Genomic DNA, 18,416 nt, shown 5'->3' with positions numbered 1-18,416 from the left:
GAGGGCGGCAGGGCGGAGCCCTGCCAACCGACGACAACGCGGCCAGGCGCGGTGCCGGACCCCGCGAGCCCGGCATGATCCAAACGAGAGGCCCTATCCGAGCAGGACCACTTCGACTTCGGTGCCGGGCTCGAGGGACTCGGTGTCCTCGGGGACGACGATCAGGGCGTCGGCGTGTGCGAGGGCCGCGACCAGGTGGGAGCCGGCGCCGCCGACCGGGCGCACCGTGCCGTCGGTGTGGGTGGCGCGCAGGAACTGTCTGCGCCCCCGGGGAGAGGTCAGCGCCTTGTCCGCGGTGAGGGTCGCGCGCGTGGTGGGCCGGTGGACGTCCGTGAGCCCCATGAGGGTGCGGATCGCCGGCCGCACGAACAGCTCGAAGGAGACGTACGACGAGACGGGGTTGCCGGGCAGGGCGAGCAGCGGGGTGTGGTCGGGGCCGATGGAGCCGAACCCCTGGGGCTTGCCCGGCTGCATGGCGAGCTTGCGGAAGTCGATGCCGCTGCCGGCCTCGTCCTCGTCGCCGACGTGCGACAGCGCCTCCTTGACGACGTCGTACGCCCCGACGCTGACACCGCCCGTGGTGACCACGAGGTCGGCGCGGACGAGCTGGTCCTCGATGGTGGAGCGGAGCGTCTCCGCGTCGTCGGCGACCGCGCCCACGCGGTAGGCGATCGCGCCGGCGTCCCGCGCGGCCGCGGTGAGGGCGAAGCTGTTGGAGTCGTAGATCTGGCCGCTGCCGAGGGCGTCGCCGGGCGGGACGAGTTCGCTGCCGGTGGACAGGACGACCACGCGCGGGCGGGGGCGCACGCGGACCGTGCCGCGTCCGATCGCGGCGAGCAGCGCGATCTGCGGCGGGCCGAGGACGGTGCCCGCGTCAAGGGCGCGGTCTCCGGCCTTCACGTCGCTGCCCTTGGCGCGCACATGCGCGCGTGCCTCGGCCGGGCGGTGCACACGCACCTGCCCGGAGGCGCCCTCGGGGGCGAGGCTGCGGGCGCGCATCCCGCTCACCGGGCCCTCACCGAGACCGCCGTCGGTCCACTCCACGGGGACGACCGTCTCGGCGCCGTCCGGCAGCGGGGCGCCGGTCATGATGCGGGCGGCCTGGCCCGGGCCGACGTACAGCAGGCCGTCCTGTCCGGCCGCCACGTCCCCGACGACGTCCAGGACGGCCGGGAATTCCTCGCTCGCACCTCCCACGTCCGCGACCCGCACCGCGTAACCGTCCATCGAGCTGTTGTCGAACGGGGGCAGCGACACGGGCACCGTGACGTCCTCGACGAGGACGCAGCCCTGGGCGTCGAGCAGTTGCAGTTCGATGGGCTCGAGGGGGCGGACGGTGGCGAGGATGTCCTCGAGGTGCTCGTCCACCGACCAGAGGTGGTCCTGACCCGTGGTGCGGGGCGCGGCGCTGCTCAACGTTGTTGCATCTCCTCGGTGACGTAACTGCGAAGCCAGGTCCGGAACTCCGGGCCCAGGTCTTCACGTTCGCACGCGAGTCTGACAATGGCACGCAGGTAGTCGCCACGGTCTCCGGTGTCATAGCGGCGGCCCTTGAAGACGACGCCGTGCACGGGACCGCCGGCCTCCCCCGCGGCGGTAGCTCCTGATGAATGCGTCTGGGCGAGCTGCTGGAGCGCGTCGGTGAGCTGGATCTCGCCTCCGCGGCCGGGCTCGGTGGTGCGCAGGATGTCGAAGATGCTCGGGTCGAGGACGTACCGGCCGATGATCGCGTAGTTCGAGGGGGCGTCCGCCGGGTCCGGCTTCTCGACCAGACCGCTCACCCTGACGACGTCGCCGTCCTCGGTCTCCTCGACGGCCGCGCAGCCGTAGAGGTGGATCTGCTCGGGCTCGACCTCCATGAGCGCGACGACGCTGCCGCCGTGCCGCTCCTGGACCTCGATCATCCGCTGGAGCAGCGGGTCGCGCGGGTCGATCAGGTCGTCGCCGAGGAGGACGGCGAACGGTTCGTGCCCGACGTGCGGGGCCGCACACAGGACGGCGTGGCCGAGGCCGCGCGGGTCGCCCTGGCGGACGTAGTGCATGGTGGCGAGGTCGCTGGACTCCTGGACCTTGGCGAGCCGTCTGGCGTCGCCCTTCTTCTGCAGCGCCGACTCGAGCTCGTAGTTGCGGTCGAAATGGTCCTCCAGGGGGCGCTTGTTGCGACCCGTGATCATGAGGACGTCGTCGAGGCCGGCGGAGACGGCCTCCTCGACCACGTACTGGATCGCCGGCTTGTCGACGACCGGCAGCATCTCCTTGGGAGTGGCCTTGGTCGCCGGCAGGAACCGGGTGCCGAGGCCGGCTGCGGGAATGACAGCCTTGCTGATCCTGGGGTGCGACTGAGTCATGCCCGCAACCTTATCCGGTGCCTTTGCAGCGAATCTGTGGCTCCGGTTAATTAGCCCTCATATGAGCGCATTGGAACGGTAAGGGAGCGACAGGTGAGCGATTTCGGACGTCCCGCCGAGCCTGACAAGCGAACGTTGCGGCGAGAGTTCCTCCAGGTGAGGAGCAGGTTGACGCCGGATGTCGTACGGACGGCGGCCACCCGGCTGGCCGAGCACGCGCTGGAGCTGCCCGAGGTGGCGCACGCGCGCACGGTGGCAGCGTACGTCTCCGTGGGGAGCGAACCCGGAACGCTCGCGCTCCTGGACGCGCTGCGCGCGCGGGAGGTGCGCGTCCTGCTGCCCGTGCTCCTGCCGGACAACGACCTGGACTGGGGTGTGTACGGCAGTGAGGACTCCCTGGTGCGGGTCCAACACGGCGGAAAGATGGCGCTCTTGGAGCCGACCGGCGAGCACCTCGGCCCGGACGCCGTGACCGGCGCGGACGTCGTGCTGCTGCCGGGGCTCGCCGTCGACGCGCGCGGCATGCGTCTGGGGCGTGGCGGAGGGTCGTACGACCGTGTGCTCGCGCGACTGGAACGGGCCGAGGCGCGACCGGCGTTGGTGGTGCTGCTGTACGACTCGGAGGTCGTCGCGCGGGTTCCCGAGGAGCCGCACGACCGGCCGGTGCGGGCGGTGGTGACGCCCTCGGGGGTGCGCCGGTTCGGGAGTGCCTGACGGGCACGCCCCTCACTGCGAAAGGGCCCTCCACGCGTACGTGGAGGGCCCTTTCGGCATCAGCCGCTCGTGCGGCTCACGGCTTCAGGACGAGCGAGTCGCTGGTGTTCTTGTCGACCGCCTTGTCCGAGAAGGACCAGTCCAGCAGCTCGCCGTCGGCCCACTTGTCCGTCTGGTCGGTGTAGTGGGCGCTGTAGGCGTGGCCGGAGGCACCACTGAGGTTGATCCACTTCGACTTGTCGAGGTCGTCGAGGTTGACCACCATCCGCATCGACGGCACCCACACGACGCCGTAGCCGCCGGCCGCGTTCCAGCCGGTCGCGTTGACCGTCGCCTCGCCGCCGCTGAGCTTCCACGGGCCGCGGTTGAGGACGTACTGCAGGAAGCCGGGGCCTTCGGTGCCCAGGGTCTGGTTCTTCAGGAACAGGCGGTGCAGCCGGCCCCAGCTCCAGGTGTCGATGTCCTTGCCGAGCTTGGCGGTCAGCTCCCAGCGGGCGTCGATCATGGCGCGCCTGAACAGCTGGTCACGGTTGGTGGCCTCGGGTCGGGTGCCGACGTCGGGCGTCTTCCACCAGTCGCTGTTCTCGTCGTCCATGAGGTTGCGCACGACCTCGAACCAGCGGTCGCCGCCGTCCGGCTGCGCCTGGTCGGCGTCGCGCTCACCGCACTCGCGCACCTCCCCCTTGGCCCCGTCGACCGGGCCGGTGGTGTCGACCTTCTTGACCCACAGGCACTGGCCCTTGACGCGCAGCTCCTTGGGGAGCTTGTTGCCGAAGGCGAGCTTGAGGATGTTGCGCCAGACCGCGTTGAAGTAGGCGGCCGCCGCCGAGTCGGCGTCCTGGGTGTAGTCCCAGCCCTCCAGGAGCTTCTGCGCCTCGCGGACGCCCTTGGCGTCGACGTCGATCTTCAGCAGCTTGGGCACGAGCATCTTGGCGATCTCGCTGCTGTTGTCGAGCTGCATCTGGCGCATGTCGTCGGTGGAGATCTTGCCGCCGCCCTTGATCTTCGACTCGATCAGGTCGGTGATGCGCTGGCTGCGGGTGCCGTAGCCCCAGTCCGTGGTGAGCGTGTAGGGGTACTCGTCCTTGTCGATCACGGCCTGGTTGGCGGTGACGATGTAGCCGCGCTTCGGGTTGTACTCGTAGGGCAGCTCGTCCTGGTCGATGTAGCCGGTCCAGCGGTACTTCGACTCCCAGCCCGGCGCCGGGATGGAGCCGGTGTCGCCCTTCGCGCGCGTGGGGATCTTTCCGGGCAGGGTGTAGCCGATGTTGTCCTTGGTGTCGGCGTAGACCAGGTTCTGCGAGGGCACGTCGAAAAGGGCGGCGGCCTCGCGGAAGCCGCTGAAGTCGGCCGCCTTGTCCATCGCGAAAACGGCGTCCATGGAGGTGCCCGGCTCCAGCGCCGTCCAGCGCAGCGCGACGCCGTAGCCGTCGCCGCGGTCGGGTGCGGCGGTGTCGACGCCGGCCTTTCGGCCGACCTTCACGAGCTCGTCGTCGCGGTCGGACAGCAGCGGCATGCCGTCACTGGTCTGCCGGACGACGATCTTCTTCGCGGCGCCGCCGGCGACCTTGATGGTCTCCTCGCGGGTCGTGAAGGGCTTGACCTTGCCGTCGTAGAGGTAGCCGTCGCCGGAGAGCTTCTCCAGGTAGAGGTCGGTGACGTCGACGCCGGAGTTGGTCATGCCCCAGGCAATGTTCTGGTTGTGTCCGATGACCACACCGGGCATACCGGCGAACGTGTAGCCGCTGACGTCGTACTGGCACTTGCTGGAGACGGTCCGGCAGTGCAGGCCCATCTGGTACCAGACCGAGGGCAGCGAGGGCGACAGGTGCGGGTCGTTCGCCAGCAGCGGCTTGCCGGTGATGGTGTGCTTGCCGGCGACGACCCAGGAGTTGGAGCCGATGCCGTTGCCGTTCACGCCGACGGCGTCGGGGACGTTCTCCAGGACGTTGTACAGGCCCGAGAGCTGGCTCTGCAGCGCCGATGAGGTGCCGGCCGTGCCCGCGGTGCCCGTGGCGCCGCTCGTGCCGGTCGTGCCGCTCGTTCCCGTCGTGCCGGAGGTTCCGCTCGTGCCGGACGTCCCGCCGGTCCCGGAGGAGTCGTCGCCCTCGAAGGTCTTGGTGAGCTCGTCGTACTGGCCCTGCTGGACGATCGCCTCGTTGCGGCTGTACGGGTACTCCGGGTACAGGTCGGCGATCTGCTTGGGGCCGAGGCGGCTGGTCATCAGGGCGCGGTCGATCTCGTCCTGCATGTTGCCACGCAGGTCCCAGGCCATGGCCTTCAGCCACGCGACCGAGTCGACCGGGGTCCACTCGGCGGGCTTGTAGTCGTTGCTGAAGCCCAGGGCGGCGTACTCCAGGGAGATCTCCTTGCCGTCCTTGCCCTTGAGATAGGCGTTGACTCCCTTGGCGTACGCCTGGAGGTACTTCTTCGTGGAGGCCGACAGCTTTTTGTCGTACTCCTCCTTGGCCACGCGGTCCCAGCCCAGGGTGCGCAGGAACTCGTCGTTCTTGACCTGGCCCTTGCCGAACATCTCCGACAGGCGCCCGGAGGTCATGTGCCGGCGTACGTCCATCTCGTAGAACCGGTCCTGCGCCTGGACGAAGCCCTGCGCCATGAACAGGTCCTCGTCGGAGGAGGCGTAGATCTGCGGGATGCCGTAGCCGTCGCGCTTCACGTCGACCGGCCCGGACAGGCCGTCGAGCGTGATCGAACCCTTGGTCTGAGGGAAGGAGGCACGGACGGTGCTGATGGACCAGTAGGCCCCGTAGGCGATGCCCCCGATGATGGCCAGTACCAGGACGAGGACGATGAGACGGGCTTTGCGCCCCTTTTTCCTGCCGGACTTGCCGGGTTTGTGACCCGTTGAGGCGGTGGTGTTGGGGGGCATCGCTGTCCTTGCTGTCCTAACGCGAGCGGCAGGCGGTCCTGGAGTGCTGGAGCAACCATAGGCGCAGGGCCCCGTGCCACTTGACGCGGAGTCGGGAACCTACGCGGACGGACGTTCGATCTTGCACGGTGAAGCGTCAAGAAATCGTCAAGAGTTAGGTAAGGTAACGAAGTAGTTGGGTGCTGGGGGACCCGACTTCGTGTCCTATGTACGTGAGCGCTCACGCGCGTGTGCCATGCGTGAGCCAGGGAAGGGAACGGCCGCTGACTGTCCACCACCTCAACCAGCTACTGCTCGTCTGCTCGCTCGTCCTGCTCGTCGCCGTGGCAGCGGTCCGGATCTCCTCGCGCAGCGGGCTCCCCAGCCTGCTCGTCTACCTGGGCATCGGCGTCCTCATGGGCCAGGACGGCATCGGCGACATCCATTTCGACAATGCCGAGCTGACCCAGGTCATCGGATACGCGGCCCTGGTCGTGATCCTGACCGAGGGCGGCCTGGGCACGAAGTGGAAGGAGATCAAGCCGGTCCTGCCCGTCGCCTCCACCCTCGCTCTGGTCGGCGTCGGGATCAGCGTCGGGGTCACCGCCGCGGGCGCGCACTATCTGGTCGGTCTCGAGTGGCGGCAGGCGTTCATCATCGGGGCGGTGGTCTCCTCCACGGACGCGGCGGCCGTGTTCTCCGTGCTGCGGAAAGTCCCCCTCCCCGCGCGCGTGAACGGCACGCTGGAGGCCGAGTCCGGCTTCAACGACGCCCCCGTGGTCATCCTCGTGGTCGCCTTCTCCACGGCCGGTCCGGTCGAGCACTGGTACGCGCTGCTGGGCGAGATAGCACTGGAGCTGGCCATCGGCGCGGCCATCGGCCTCGCGGTGGGCTGGCTGGGCGCCTGGGGCCTGAGGCACGTCGCCCTGCCCGCCTCCGGCCTCTACCCCATCGCCGTCATGGCGATCGCGGTGACCGCGTACGCGGCGGGCGCGATGGCGCACGGCAGCGGCTTCCTGGGCGTGTACCTCGCCTCGATGGTCATGGGGAACGCGAAGCTGCCGCACTGGCCGGCCACGCGCGGGTTCGCCGACGGGCTCGGCTGGATCGCCCAGATCGGCATGTTCGTGATGCTCGGCCTGCTGGTCACCCCGCACGAGCTGGGCGACGACGTCTGGCCCGCGCTCGTCATCGGCCTGGTGCTCACCATGGTGGCCCGCCCCCTGAGCATCGTGGCCTGTCTGGTGCCGTTCCGGCTGCCGTGGCAGGAACAGGCCCTCATGTCGTGGGCCGGCCTGCGCGGCGCCGTGCCCATCATTCTGGCGACGATCCCCATGGTGGAAGGAGTCGACGCCAGCCGCCGGATCTTCAACATCGTCTTCGTCCTGGTCGTCGTCTACACCCTGGTCCAGGGGCCGACCCTGCCGTGGCTCGCCCGCAAGCTGCGCCTGGGCGAGGAGACCGGGGCCGCCGACCTCGGCATCGAGTCGGCGCCGCTGGAGCGGCTGCGCGGACACCTGCTGTCCGTCGCCATCCCCGACGGCTCGAAGATGCACGGCGTCGAGGTCAACGAGCTTCGGCTGCCCGCCGGGGCCGCGGTCACCCTGGTCGTCCGCGATGGAACATCGTTTGTCCCGCTGCCGACGACCGTGCTGCGGCGCGGCGACGAGCTGCTCGTGGTCGCCACGGACCCGGTCCGGGACGCGGCCGAGCGGCGGCTGCGCGCGGTGGGCCGCGGCGGCAAGCTGGCGGGATGGCTGGGCATGAACGGAGCCGATACGCGTTAAGGGCGCGTTTCGTACGGTTCACACCCACGGTAATCACAGGTGGACGGCGCCATGGTGCTCGTTTTCACAGGCGTAGGGGGCCGCGGCCCTAGTACGATGAAGGCGCACCTTGATCGAACCAACTCTGCCTGACGCAGAGCTGGCGCGACCGTATGGCGGCCGGCCCACCCCGAAGCGGGGGCGTCGGCATCTACCGCAGTTCCGCGCAAGAGGACAGCTCTCGGCGGCCCCGGTACGGGCTTGCTACCAGGTGGCAGAAAGGCACGGGCCGTGGCATCCACGGTCACCACCGAGCCGTCGGGGAACTCGTCGGCCTCCTCCCGCCCGGGATACGGGCAACTGCTGCGCACCCGCGGCGCCTGGACGTTCCTGCTGCCGGGCTTCGCGGCACGCCAGCCGTTCGCGATGCTCACCCTCTCGATCGTGCTGCTCGTCCAGCACACGACCGGCTCCTACGGGGCCGCGGGCGCCGCCGCGGCCGTCACCGGCGTCTCCATGGCCCTGTTCGCGCCCTACAGCGGCCGCCTCGCCGACCGCTACGGCCAGCGGGCGGTGCTGGTCCCGGGCGTTCTCGTGCACGCGGTGGCGGGCCTCACCCTGACAGCGCTGGCCCTGGCGCACGCCCCCCTGTGGGCGCTGTTCGCGGCGGCCGTCCCCACGGGCGCCTCGGTCCCCCAGGTCGGGCCCATGGTGCGCGCCCGCTGGGGCGTGACGCTGAAGGACTCGCCCCTGATGACCACGGCGGCCGCCTTCGAGTCCGTCACCGACGAGCTGACCTTCGTCGTCGGCCCGCTCCTCGCCACCGCCCTGTGCACCGCCGTCACCCCGGCCGCCGGCCTGGTCACGGAGGCCACGCTGACCCTGGTCGGCGGTCTGCTGTTCGCCGCGCAGAAGGGCACCCAGCCCGCCGTCACCGGCGGCGGGCACGCGCGCGTGGAGCACGTTTCCGCCCTGCGCGTGCCGGGCGTGCGCGTGCTCGCCGTGACGTTCCTGGGCATCGGTTCCGTCTTCGGCGGCATGCAGGTCTCCCTGGCCGCGTTCACCGAGTCGATCGGCGAACCCGGCCTCAACGGCGTCCTCTACGGGATCTTCGCCGCGGGCAACATGCTCTCCGGCCTCGTCTGCGGCGCCGTCGCCTGGAAAACGGCCCCCCGACACCGGCTGATCGTCGGGTACGCCGCCCTCGCGGTGACCGCGTCCGGCCTGTGGGCCGCGCACTCGGTGCTCGTCCTCGCCGGACTCGGCCTCCTGGTCGGCATGTGCATCGCGCCCGCCCTGATCACGGGCTACACCCTGGTCGAGAACCTGGTCCCGGCCGGGGCCCGCACCGAGGCGTTCACCTGGCTGACCGGCGCGGTGGCGCTGGGCCAGGCGGCCGCGGTCACGGTCGCCGGACAGCTGGAGGACCGCTTCTGGGACGGCGCCGGGTTCCTGGTGCCGATGGGCGGCACCCTGCTGGCCCTGGCGACCCTGCTGGCACTGCGATCGAGGCTGGTCACCCCGCCCCGGGGCCGCACGGTCGCACGTGGCGTCGGTCACCGCGTGCCGGTGACAGTGGACTGATCCTCGGGAATGCGTCACTATGGATCGTCGTTAGCACTCATTGAGTGAGAGTGCCAGGAGGAAGACAGTGCCGACCTACCAGTACCAGTGCACCGAGTGCGGCGAGGGCCTCGAGGCGGTGCAGAAGTTCACCGATGACGCCCTCACCGAGTGCCCCAACTGCGGTGGCCGCCTGAAGAAGGTGTTCTCCGCCGTCGGCATTGTCTTCAAGGGTTCCGGTTTCTACCGCAACGACAGCCGCGGCTCCTCGTCGAGCAGCTCGCCGGCGGCCGCGAAGTCGTCGACGTCCTCGTCGGAGTCGAAGTCCTCGGAGTCGAAGTCGTCCGACTCCAAGGCGTCGGACTCGAAGTCGTCGGGTGCCGGCACCTCCTCGAGCAGCTCCGCCGCATAAGACCCGCTCAGGGACCCTGCCGTCGTACGACGGCAGGGTCCTCGGCGTTTGCGAAGTCGCTCTCCAGTTCGGTCTCCGCCGACTAATGTGCTGGTCATGGCGAACGCAGAGATCGGTGTAATCGGCGGTTCCGGCTTCTACTCGTTCCTCGAGGACGTGACGGAGATCCAAGTGGACACCCCCTACGGGTCTCCCAGTGACTCCCTCTTCCTCGGCGAACTCGCCGGCCGCAGGGTCGCCTTCCTGCCCCGGCACGGGCGTGGTCACCATCTGCCGCCGCACCGGATCAACTACCGGGCCAACCTGTGGGCGCTGCGCTCGGTCGGCGTGCGCCAGGTCCTCGCCCCGTGCGCCGTGGGCGGTCTGCGCCCCGAGTACGGACCGGGCACACTCCTCGTCCCGGACCAGCTGGTCGACCGTACGAAGTCCCGGGTCGGGACGTTCTTCGACGGACTGCCGCTGCCCGGCGGCAGCGTGCCGAACGTGGTGCACGTGTCCCTCGCCGACCCCTACTGCCCCACCGGCCGGGCGGCCGCGATGAAGGCGGCACGCGGCCGGGACTGGGAGCCGGTGGACGGCGGCACGCTGGTCGTCATCGAGGGGCCGCGGTTCTCGACCCGCGCCGAATCGGTGTGGCACCAGGCCCAGGGCTGGTCCGTGGTGGGCATGACCGGTCACCCCGAGGCCGCCCTCGCCCGAGAGCTCGAACTCTGCTACACCTCCCTGACCCTCGTCACCGACCTGGACGCCGGCGCCGAGACCGGTGAGGGCGTCTCGCACGACGAGGTGCTGCAGGTGTTCGCCGCGAACGTGGACCGCCTGCGCGGTGTGCTCTTCGACGCGGTGGCGACCCTGCCGACGACCGAGGAGCGGGACTGCCTGTGCGTGAACGCGCTGGGTGGGATGGATCCGGGGTTCGAGCTGCCGTAGGTGGCGTGTCGGTTGCCGTGGTGGGGGTGCCGGGGTGCCGGAACGGCTCGTTCGGGTGAGGGAGTTGTCCACAACCCGTCGGTAGTCCACCTGTCTCGGCGGGCGGCGGCGCGAGGCCCCATCGTGGGCTTCGCAAGCCGTTCCCACGTCTCAGGCGGTGACTCCCATGTCCTCCCTCGCTCCCCCTCCCTCTCCGCTCTTCCCGTCCTCTTCCGCCATGCGCCCGCCCGGCGCCGACGCCCCCGCCACCTGCGAGGTGCCGCACTTCGCCCCGGTGCGGGTGCGCGGCGGGCTGCATCGGCTCCGGTGGCTGGTACGGCACCGCAGGCCGGCCGTGGCGGCCGGTCTCGCCATCACCGCGGCCGCGCTCATGGCGGCGGGGCCTGCGGCACAGGGAGACGCCGACGGGGCCCGCGGGCATCCGGAGTCACGTCCTCCCACTCACACGGCGTCGCTCGCGGATGACCGGGCGCCCGCACGCCGGGCCGTGGAGATGGTGACGGCCCCCGTGCGCATCGCCGACGGGGCCACGGTCCGGCTGCTGCGGTCCGGGGACCGGATCGACGTCATCGCCGCCGAACCGACGGGCACGGGCGGCGAGGCCCGGGTGGTCGCCCACGGGGCGATGGTGACGAAGGTGCCGGAGGTTGTGGACGGCGCCGCAGACAGCGGAGCGCTCGTCGTGCTCTCGGTGCCGCGTACCACGGCGGCGCGCCTGGTCGGTGCCGGTGCGACGGCCCGGTTGGCGGTGACGCTGTGCTGAGCCACGCCCTGCGTCTTCTGCGCGGTCCACGCCGCCTTTTCCTGCCGAATCCCACGTCGGAGCGACCGGACTGGACATGGCATCGGCACCCTGACGTAGGTTGCGGAACTGTTTGTTCCCCAACCCGCGCGTGCGAGGAGTGTCCCCGAGGTGGCCGAAAAGAAGAAGGAAACGAGCATCCTGCAGGGCTTCAAGGCCTTCCTGATGCGCGGGAACGTCGTCGATCTGGCGGTAGCGGTGGTCATCGGCGCCGCCTTCAGCGGCATCGTCAACTCGGTGGTGAAGGGAGTGATCAACCCGCTGGTCGGGGCGATCGGCACCAAGAACCTCGACGGCTACAGCTCGTGCCTGGAAGCGCCGTGCAAGGTGGCGCCGGACGGCACGGTCACGAGCGGCGTGCCGATCCTGTGGGGCACCGTCCTCGGCGCCACGCTGACGTTCGTGATCACCGCGGCGGTCGTCTACTTCCTGATGGTCCTGCCGATGTCCAAGTACCTGGCGCGGCTGGAGGCCCGCAGGAAGGCGAAGGAGGGCACACAGGAGGTCATAGAGGTGACCGAGCTGGAGGTCCTGAAGGAGATCCGCGACGCGCTGGTCGCGCAGCGCGAGTCGGGTCACGACCGGGTGTAGGGCCTGTCCCGGCGCGGGCGCTTCAAAGGTGGTGGGGCGGCTTCTCGTCGAGGAAGCGCTTCAGGTCGGCGGCGCTGTCGCCGTCGGCCCTCGGCCGCTCGCCCCAGCCCCGGTCCGTGTCGTCCGAGGACTGCGCGTCCAGCGGGTCGTCGAAGATCAGCGCGGCCTTCGGGTCGCGCGGCTCGGGGGCGGGGGCGGTACTCATGCCTCAAGGGTACGGTCCCGGAATCGTCGTGAATCCGTTCACGTCGTCTTCGCCATCTGGTGGGCTTGACATCCTCCCCCTCTAAAAGAAGGGGATTCCAACCCAGGTGGGTTGAGGTTCACGCTGCTCGACGGCGAGGTTCCACACGTACCGGGAGTGCGCGCAGTGGTCGAGCATGATGCTCGCCTGCTCGCTCGTCGGGTACATCCGAAACCGTGCCATGCCGTGAACTTGGCCCGCGCGTTCCCCGACCGGGCAAGTCATCGATCAACGTCACCTGTGTGGGTGACCGCTCCCGGCTGCCGACCCGGCCGACCGGCGGCGACAGGGCCCTCTCAGCTCCCCGTCACCATCGCCCGTGTGGTCGCCCTCAGCGGCCGGCCTGGTGTCGGCGCTGGCGGTGGCGGTGGCGGTGGGGGTGACGCTGACGGCGCGTGCGGAGGCGGTGGCGCGCGGGGCGAGGGCGACCGCTCCGGCGGCGTGAGGTCATCCCGGGGTACCGCATCACGGGTGGCTCATCGGGTGCCTCCTCGGGTGCCTCCTCGGGTGCCTCCTCGGGTGCCTCCTCGGGTGTCGCTTCGCGGGAAACTGAGTCTCATGACAGTTGACGCTCTGACGGACGTCGCCGGGGTGCGCGTGGGGCACGCCTCGCGCACCGGCGACGGTTGGCTCACCGGCACCACGGTCGTGCTCGCCCCGGAGGGCGGGGCGGTGGCCGCCGTGGATGTGCGCGGCGGAGGTCCCGGTACCAAGGAGACCGACGCCCTGGATCCGCGCAACGTGGTGGAGAAGGTCGAGGCGATCGTCCTGACCGGCGGCAGCGCGTACGGACTCGACGCGGCGTCCGGGGTGATGGCCTGGCTGGAGGAGCAGGGGCGCGGGGTGCGCGTCGGAGTGGATCCGGCGCACGTCGTGCCGGTGGTGCCCGCCGCCTGCGTCTTCGACCTGGGCCGGGGCGGCGACTTCCGGGCCAGGCCGGACGCGGCCCTCGGCCGGGTCGCGGTCGAGGGGGCCGCGGCGAGCGCGGCGGGCGCACCCGTGCGGGAAGGATGCGTGGGCGCCGGGACGGGAGCCGCGGTCGGGGCGCTGAAGGGCGGCATCGGCACCGCGAGCACCGTCCTGGACTCGGGGATGACGGTGGCGGCGCTGGTCGTGGCCAACGCGGCGGGATCGGCGATGGATCCGGAAACGGGGGTGTTGTACGGCGAGTTGTTCCAGGGACGGCCGGTGCGGCACCCGGAGGCGCACGTCCACGAGGCCGCACGCCGACGCCTCGCCGAGGCCGGGGCGAGGAACCCCCCTCCCCCGCTCAACACCACGCTCGCCGTGGTCGCCACCGACGCGCACCTGACCAAGGCGCAGGCGCAGAAGCTGGCCGGCACGGCCCACGACGGCATCGCGCGGGCCGTACGGCCGGTCCATCTGCTCAACGACGGCGACACGGTGTTCACGCTGGCCACGGGGGCGCACCCGCTCGACGCCGGGCACCCGCTCGCGCTGAACGAGGTGCTCGCGGCGGGGGCGGACGTGGTGACACGGGCGCTCGTGCGTGCCGTACGGGCGGCCGAGTCGGTGGTCGGGCCGGGCGGGGAGTGGCCGTCGTACGAGGAGTTGTACGGGCGGCCGTAGGCGCCGCTCGCGCTTCGTCCGCGGCGGGCGATTGTCCCGGTTCTGTCACTTGACGGCGTTCGGGGCGGCCGGAGGGAACCTCAACGGCCGCCGGTGCCCTCTTCGTTCACGTACTGGAGCGGACCACGCACATCACACGAACCTGGAGCAGCTCGTGACGACGCCGGACATAGCACCGCGGCGAGCACTGGGGGCCTGTGTCGCCCTTCTGGTCGGCGCGCTCACCCTCACCGCCTGTGGCGGCAGCGCGAACGCCAAGAACGACGACAAGAACGACGACAAAAACGGCAAGGGTTCCACCCAGACCTCCGCCGCGGACATCGTCATCTCGGCCAAGGACGGTTCGACCGGCGCGTCGATCAACACGACCGGCGTGAAGGTCGGTGACGGCCGGCTGACCGAGGTGAAGATGACCGTGGCGGGGACGGGGCAGGCCGTGCCTGGGGACATCTCCGCGAACGGAAGCTCCTGGAAGCCGAAGGAGCAGTTGGAGCGCGGGACGAAGTACGAGATCTCGGCGGCCGCGAAGGACGCGGACGGCCGGGCCACGGCCGCCCGTTCGACCTTCACCACGGTGAGCAAGGCGAACAGCTTCATCGGGTCCTACACGCCGGACAACGGCACCACGGTCGGCGTCGGGATGCCGGTGTCGTTCACCTTCGACAAGGCGATCAGCGACAAGAAGGCCGTCCAGTCGCACATCACGGTCACCTCCAGCAGCGGGCAGGAGGTGGTGGGGCACTGGTTCGGTGCGCAGCGGCTCGACTTCCGGCCGCAGGAGTACTGGAAGGCCGGCTCCAAGGTCACGATGAAGATCGACCTGGACGGTGTGAAGGGCGCGAACGGCATCCAGGGGGTGCAGAAGAAGACCGTCACCTTCACCATCGGGCGGTCGCAGGTCTCCACGGTCGACGTGAACACGCAGACCATGACGGTCGTGCGGGACGGCAAGACGTTCAGGACGGTGCCGATCTCGGCGGGGAGCCCGGAGTTCACCACGTACAACGGGCAGATGGTGATCTCCGAGAAGTACCAGCAGCTCCGCATGGACAGCAGGACGGTCGACCTCGCCAACGCCTACGACATCCCGGACGTCCCGCACGCGATGCGCCTGACGACGTCGGGGACCTTCATCCACGGCAACTACTGGTACAACAAGGGCAACCCGCCCTTCGGTCGCCAGGGCACCAGCCACGGCTGCGTCGGCCTGCAGGACGTGCGGGGCGCGCAGGGGAACACGTCCGCCAAGTGGTTCTACGACAACTCGATGATCGGTGACGTGGTGATCGTCAAGAACTCCCCGGACAAGTCGGTCGCGCCCGACAACGGCCTCAACGGCTGGAACCTGCCGTGGAGCCAGTGGGTGGCCACCAGCGCCGGGTGACGGGATCAAGTCACGAATAACGGGATCAAGTCACGTTCGACCGGCCGAACTTGACGGGGCGTCGGGCCGTGCGGGAACTTTTCGCACGGCCCCGGCGTTTTCCACGACGTACGTTTTCTCGGTTCCGGGACACGATGTCCGACCGAGGGGCTACGGTATGCACCCACAAGGTGACATGCAGCAACGCCGGGAGAAGCCTTGAGCGTTCCGTACGAGACGGCAGCGTACGAACCACCCGAGTCGCCCGAGTCTCCGGAGGAGCACCTCGCGCGGCTCCTCGGCCGCGCCCTGAACAGCTTCGAACTGCCCGACGAGACCCTCCGCCAGCTGGACTGCGCGCTGGCGCACGACGGTTCGCTGCATTCCGCGCACCACAGCGCGGGGCTGCACCGGGAGACGTACCGGCACACCTGGCTGCTCGCCGACGGCTCGGCCGTCACCCTGTGGGAGCTGGTCCACAACACCGCACGCGACAGCGAACCGCAGCACGAGGTGTACGTCGACGAGGAGGAGCTGCGCGCCGCCGCCGGCAGGCTGCCGCTGCCGCCGGACGCCCCGGACTTCGAACTGCCGGTGACGGTCCAGCTGTCGCCGGTCCTGCAGCCGCGCCACGCGTACGTGACCGAGGACTCCCCGGACCACGCGCGCCGGTTGCTGCGCCGGGCGGAGAACACGGACCGGCCGGACGCGGACACCGCCGCCCTCCTGGCCACGGCGTTCGCCCACCAGATCACCCAGGCCTTCGGACGCCCCTGCCGGGCGGGCCGTATCGGGCTGGGCTTCTCGCTCTACGAGCACGCGTTCCTGCTCGGCGACGGCCGGGAGATCTCCCTCTGGGAGGTCGAGCACACGGCGACGCCCGACGGCCGGCACATGTGCGAGGTGTACGACACCGAGGACGCGGCGCGGGAGGCGATGGAGCGGCGGGCCGCCCAGGTCTCCTGAACGGCCCGCGGGGGCGCGCTAGGGTCTTTCGTTTGGATCAGGCCGGATCAGGGAGCGGGGTCCGGTGCCGTGCGTCGCAAGGCGGAGGAGGGCGGCAGGGCGGAGCCCTGCCAACCGACGACAACGCGGCGAGGCGCGGCACCGGGGCCCGCGAGCCCGGCATGATCCAAACGAGAGGCGCTAGCGGCGGTCGCCCAACTGCCGTACGAGGACCGCGAAGGCGTCCCGTTCCGCCGGGGTCAGCTCGACGGCCTCGCGGTGGGGTCCGGTCTGCCGCTGCTCCGGTACGGCGTACAGGGCGGCGGAGCCGGTGTGCCAGACGGTGGCCTCGGCGCGGGCCCGGCGCAGTATGCGGATCAGGCCGACCAGCCAGGCGACGGACACCAGGGCGAGGAAGGCGACGCCCGCCAGCTGGAGGATCGAGACGTGCTGAGGCATACGTCCCAGTACACATCACGGCCCGGGACTTTGGTCCCGGACCGTGATGTATCTCGCAGGTGGTGTGAAGCACTCACACCGCGTCAAAAGCATGCAGACGGTGGCTACAGCCACTCAGACCGCTCAAGCTGCTCAAGCCGCTCAGGCCCCTGAGAGCCCTCGGGCCGCTCAGACCGTGACCGGCTGCTTCGCCTGCGACGCCGAGGAGCCCGCGCCGCCCTGTGCGGCCTCGGCGTCCGTGGTCCCCGGGGCCGGCTTGCGCAGGCCCTTGAGGACGACGACCAGCGTGGTGGTGATGCCGACGCCCACCGCGATGGCGACCAGGTACAGGAACGGGTTGCCGATCAGCGGGACCACGAAGATGCCGCCGTGCGGGGCTCGCAGGGTGGCGCCGAAGGCCATCGACAGGGCACCGGTGACCGCGCCGCCGACCATCGAGGACGGGATGACGCGCAGCGGGTCGGCCGCGGCGAACGGGATCGCGCCCTCGGAGATGAAGGAGGCGCCCAGGACCCAGGCGGCCTTGCCGTTCTCGCGCTCGGTCGGCGTGAAGAGCTTGCCGCGCACGGTCGTCGCCAGCGCCATGGCCAGCGGCGGGACCATACCGGCCGCCATCACCGCGGCCATGATCTTCATCGCCGAGTCGCTGGGGCTCGCGACGGCGATACCGGCCGTGGCGAACGTGTACGCGACCTTGTTGACCGGGCCGCCCAGGTCGAAGCACATCATCAGGCCGAGCAGGGCGCCGAGCAGGATCGCGTTGGAGCCGGTGAGGCCGTTCAGCCAGTCGGTCAGGCCCTTCTGCGCCTCGGCGATGGGCTTGCCGATCACGACGAACATCAGGAAGCCGACGATCGCCGCGGAGATCAGCGGGATCACCACCACCGGCATGATGCCGCGCACCGCCGCCGGGATCTTCACCCGCTGGATCGCCAGCACCACGCCACCGGCGATGAGACCGGCCGCCAGACCGCCGAGGAAGCCCGCGTTGATGGTCACCGAGATCGCGCCGCCGACGAAGCCGGGCACGAGTCCGGGTCGGTCCGCCATGCCGTAGGCGATGTAGCCCGCGAGGACGGGGACCAGGAAGCCGAAGGAGACCACGCCGATCTGGAAGAGCAGCGCGGCCCAGCTGTCGCTCTGGGTCCACACGAAGTGTTCCATGACCGACGGCGCCTTGTTGATCTTGTATCCGCCGATCGCGAAGCCCAGGGCGATCAGCAGACCGCCCGCGGCGACGAACGGGACCATGTAACTGACGCCGGACATCAGCCACTTGCGCAGCTTGGTGCCGTAGCCCTCGGTGGAGTCACCGGAGCGCTCGACGGGGGTCGCGCCCGGGGAGCCGGCGGTGACCTCGCCCCGCTCGGCCTTGCCGCGCACCTCGGTGATCAGCTCGCCGGGCCGGTTGATGCCCGCCTTCACACCGACGTCGACGGTCGGCTTGCCGGCGAAGCGGTCCTTGTCCCGTACGGGCACGTCGTGGGCGAAGATCACGCCGTCCGCGGCCGCGATGACCGCCGGGTCGAGCCGGGTGAAGCCGGCCGAACCCTGTGTCTCGACGACGAGTTCGACGCCTGCCTCGCGGCCGGCGTTCTCCAGCGACTCGGCCGCCATGTAGGTGTGGGCGATACCGGTCGGACAGGAGGTGACGGCGACAATCCGGAAGGGCCGCTCCTCGGCGGCCGCGTCCTCGGCGGTATCCGCGGCGGCAGTACCCGTGGCGGCAGTACCCGTGGCGGGGGGGGGGGGGGGGGGGGGGGGGGGGGGGGGGGGGGGGGAGGGGGGGGGGGGGGGGGGGGGGAGGGAGGGGGAAGACA

Annotated in this window: 18 protein-coding genes; 11 read left to right on the top strand and 7 right to left on the bottom strand. The window is 70.5% G+C overall.

What is annotated here, in order from left to right; genetic code table 11:
• Nucleotides 1-93: 93 nt before the first annotated feature.
• Both glp and galU read right to left on the bottom strand, forming a co-directional pair.
• Nucleotides 94-1,416 (bottom strand): molybdotransferase-like divisome protein Glp, encoded by a 1,323-nt coding sequence (gene glp / locus AC067M_RS11995; protein ID WP_478696864.1) that lies wholly within the window; start codon nucleotides 1,414-1,416, stop codon nucleotides 94-96.
• Nucleotides 1,413-2,348, bottom strand: a complete 936-nt coding sequence (galU, locus tag AC067M_RS11990) for a UTP--glucose-1-phosphate uridylyltransferase GalU (protein ID WP_478696863.1) — start codon at nucleotides 2,346-2,348, stop codon at nucleotides 1,413-1,415. The genes glp and galU overlap by 4 nt, the downstream gene beginning before the upstream one ends.
• A 93-nt stretch (nucleotides 2,349-2,441) precedes the next feature.
• Between galU and AC067M_RS11985 the strand changes: the two genes are divergently transcribed.
• Nucleotides 2,442-3,062: a 5-formyltetrahydrofolate cyclo-ligase gene (locus tag AC067M_RS11985; protein WP_478696862.1), complete on the top strand. Its 621-nt coding sequence runs from the start codon at nucleotides 2,442-2,444 to the stop codon at nucleotides 3,060-3,062.
• Nucleotides 3,063-3,138: 76 nt separating this feature from the next.
• On the opposite strand, the gene AC067M_RS11980 is transcribed toward AC067M_RS11985, so the two are convergent.
• Nucleotides 3,139-5,952 (bottom strand): penicillin acylase family protein, encoded by a 2,814-nt coding sequence (locus tag AC067M_RS11980; RefSeq protein WP_478696861.1) that lies wholly within the window; start codon nucleotides 5,950-5,952, stop codon nucleotides 3,139-3,141.
• 206 nt (nucleotides 5,953-6,158) lie between these two features.
• On the opposite strand from AC067M_RS11980, the gene AC067M_RS11975 reads away from it, so the two are divergent.
• The 6 genes from AC067M_RS11975 to AC067M_RS11950 all read left to right on the top strand — a co-directional run bounded on the left by AC067M_RS11975 (nucleotide 6,159) and on the right by AC067M_RS11950 (nucleotide 11,995).
• Nucleotides 6,159-7,718, top strand: a complete 1,560-nt coding sequence (locus AC067M_RS11975) for a potassium/proton antiporter (protein ID WP_478696860.1) — start codon at nucleotides 6,159-6,161, stop codon at nucleotides 7,716-7,718.
• Between the two features lie 270 nt (nucleotides 7,719-7,988).
• The gene (locus AC067M_RS11970) at nucleotides 7,989-9,281 is read left to right on the top strand and encodes an MFS transporter (RefSeq protein WP_478696859.1); all 1,293 of its coding nucleotides are present in this window, start codon (nucleotides 7,989-7,991) and stop codon (nucleotides 9,279-9,281) included.
• Between the two features lie 67 nt (nucleotides 9,282-9,348).
• Complete coding sequence (locus AC067M_RS11965) at nucleotides 9,349-9,672, top strand: FmdB family zinc ribbon protein (RefSeq protein WP_478696858.1); 324 nt, start codon at nucleotides 9,349-9,351, stop codon at nucleotides 9,670-9,672.
• Between the two features lie 96 nt (nucleotides 9,673-9,768).
• A complete protein-coding gene (locus tag AC067M_RS11960; protein ID WP_478696857.1) occupies nucleotides 9,769-10,602 on the top strand; it encodes an S-methyl-5'-thioadenosine phosphorylase in 834 nt (277 codons plus the stop codon).
• 217 nt (nucleotides 10,603-10,819) lie between these two features.
• Nucleotides 10,820-11,365, top strand: a complete 546-nt coding sequence (locus AC067M_RS11955; protein WP_478696856.1) for a hypothetical protein — start codon at nucleotides 10,820-10,822, stop codon at nucleotides 11,363-11,365.
• Between the two features lie 150 nt (nucleotides 11,366-11,515).
• Nucleotides 11,516-11,995, top strand: coding sequence for a large conductance mechanosensitive channel protein MscL (locus AC067M_RS11950; RefSeq protein ID WP_478696855.1), 480 nt, complete (start codon nucleotides 11,516-11,518; stop codon nucleotides 11,993-11,995).
• A 22-nt stretch (nucleotides 11,996-12,017) separates the two neighbouring features.
• On the opposite strand, the gene AC067M_RS11945 is transcribed toward AC067M_RS11950, so the two are convergent.
• A complete protein-coding gene (locus tag AC067M_RS11945) occupies nucleotides 12,018-12,200 on the bottom strand; it encodes a hypothetical protein (RefSeq protein ID WP_133928781.1) in 183 nt (60 codons plus the stop codon).
• A gap of 81 nt (nucleotides 12,201-12,281) precedes the next feature.
• Nucleotides 12,282-12,407: a helix-turn-helix domain-containing protein gene (locus AC067M_RS11940; RefSeq protein ID WP_478696887.1), complete on the bottom strand. Its 126-nt coding sequence runs from the start codon at nucleotides 12,405-12,407 to the stop codon at nucleotides 12,282-12,284.
• A 151-nt stretch (nucleotides 12,408-12,558) separates the two neighbouring features.
• On the opposite strand from AC067M_RS11940, the gene AC067M_RS11935 reads away from it, so the two are divergent.
• The 4 genes from AC067M_RS11935 (at nucleotide 12,559) to AC067M_RS11920 (ending at nucleotide 16,158) form a co-directional block, all read left to right on the top strand.
• A complete protein-coding gene (locus tag AC067M_RS11935) occupies nucleotides 12,559-12,684 on the top strand; it encodes a hypothetical protein (protein ID WP_478696854.1) in 126 nt (41 codons plus the stop codon).
• Between the two features lie 113 nt (nucleotides 12,685-12,797).
• Nucleotides 12,798-13,829 (top strand): P1 family peptidase, encoded by a 1,032-nt coding sequence (locus AC067M_RS11930; protein WP_478696853.1) that lies wholly within the window; start codon nucleotides 12,798-12,800, stop codon nucleotides 13,827-13,829.
• Between the two features lie 154 nt (nucleotides 13,830-13,983).
• Nucleotides 13,984-15,213: a L,D-transpeptidase gene (locus tag AC067M_RS11925; RefSeq protein WP_478696852.1), complete on the top strand. Its 1,230-nt coding sequence runs from the start codon at nucleotides 13,984-13,986 to the stop codon at nucleotides 15,211-15,213.
• Nucleotides 15,214-15,411: 198 nt separating this feature from the next.
• Nucleotides 15,412-16,158, top strand: a complete 747-nt coding sequence (locus tag AC067M_RS11920; RefSeq protein ID WP_478696851.1) for a DUF6227 family protein — start codon at nucleotides 15,412-15,414, stop codon at nucleotides 16,156-16,158.
• A 180-nt stretch (nucleotides 16,159-16,338) separates the two neighbouring features.
• Here AC067M_RS11920 and AC067M_RS11915 read toward each other — a convergent pair whose 3' ends face one another.
• Complete coding sequence (locus AC067M_RS11915) at nucleotides 16,339-16,596, bottom strand: hypothetical protein (protein ID WP_478696850.1); 258 nt, start codon at nucleotides 16,594-16,596, stop codon at nucleotides 16,339-16,341.
• Nucleotides 16,597-16,764: 168 nt separating this feature from the next.
• Nucleotides 16,765-18,416: PTS fructose transporter subunit IIC (locus AC067M_RS11910; protein WP_478696849.1), on the bottom strand; the 1,652-nt coding region annotated here is incomplete at its 5' end.

The sequence above is a fragment of the Streptomyces sp. NPDC043427 genome (assembly GCF_056436655.1).
This window is presented reverse-complemented; position numbering and strand designations above follow the sequence as displayed.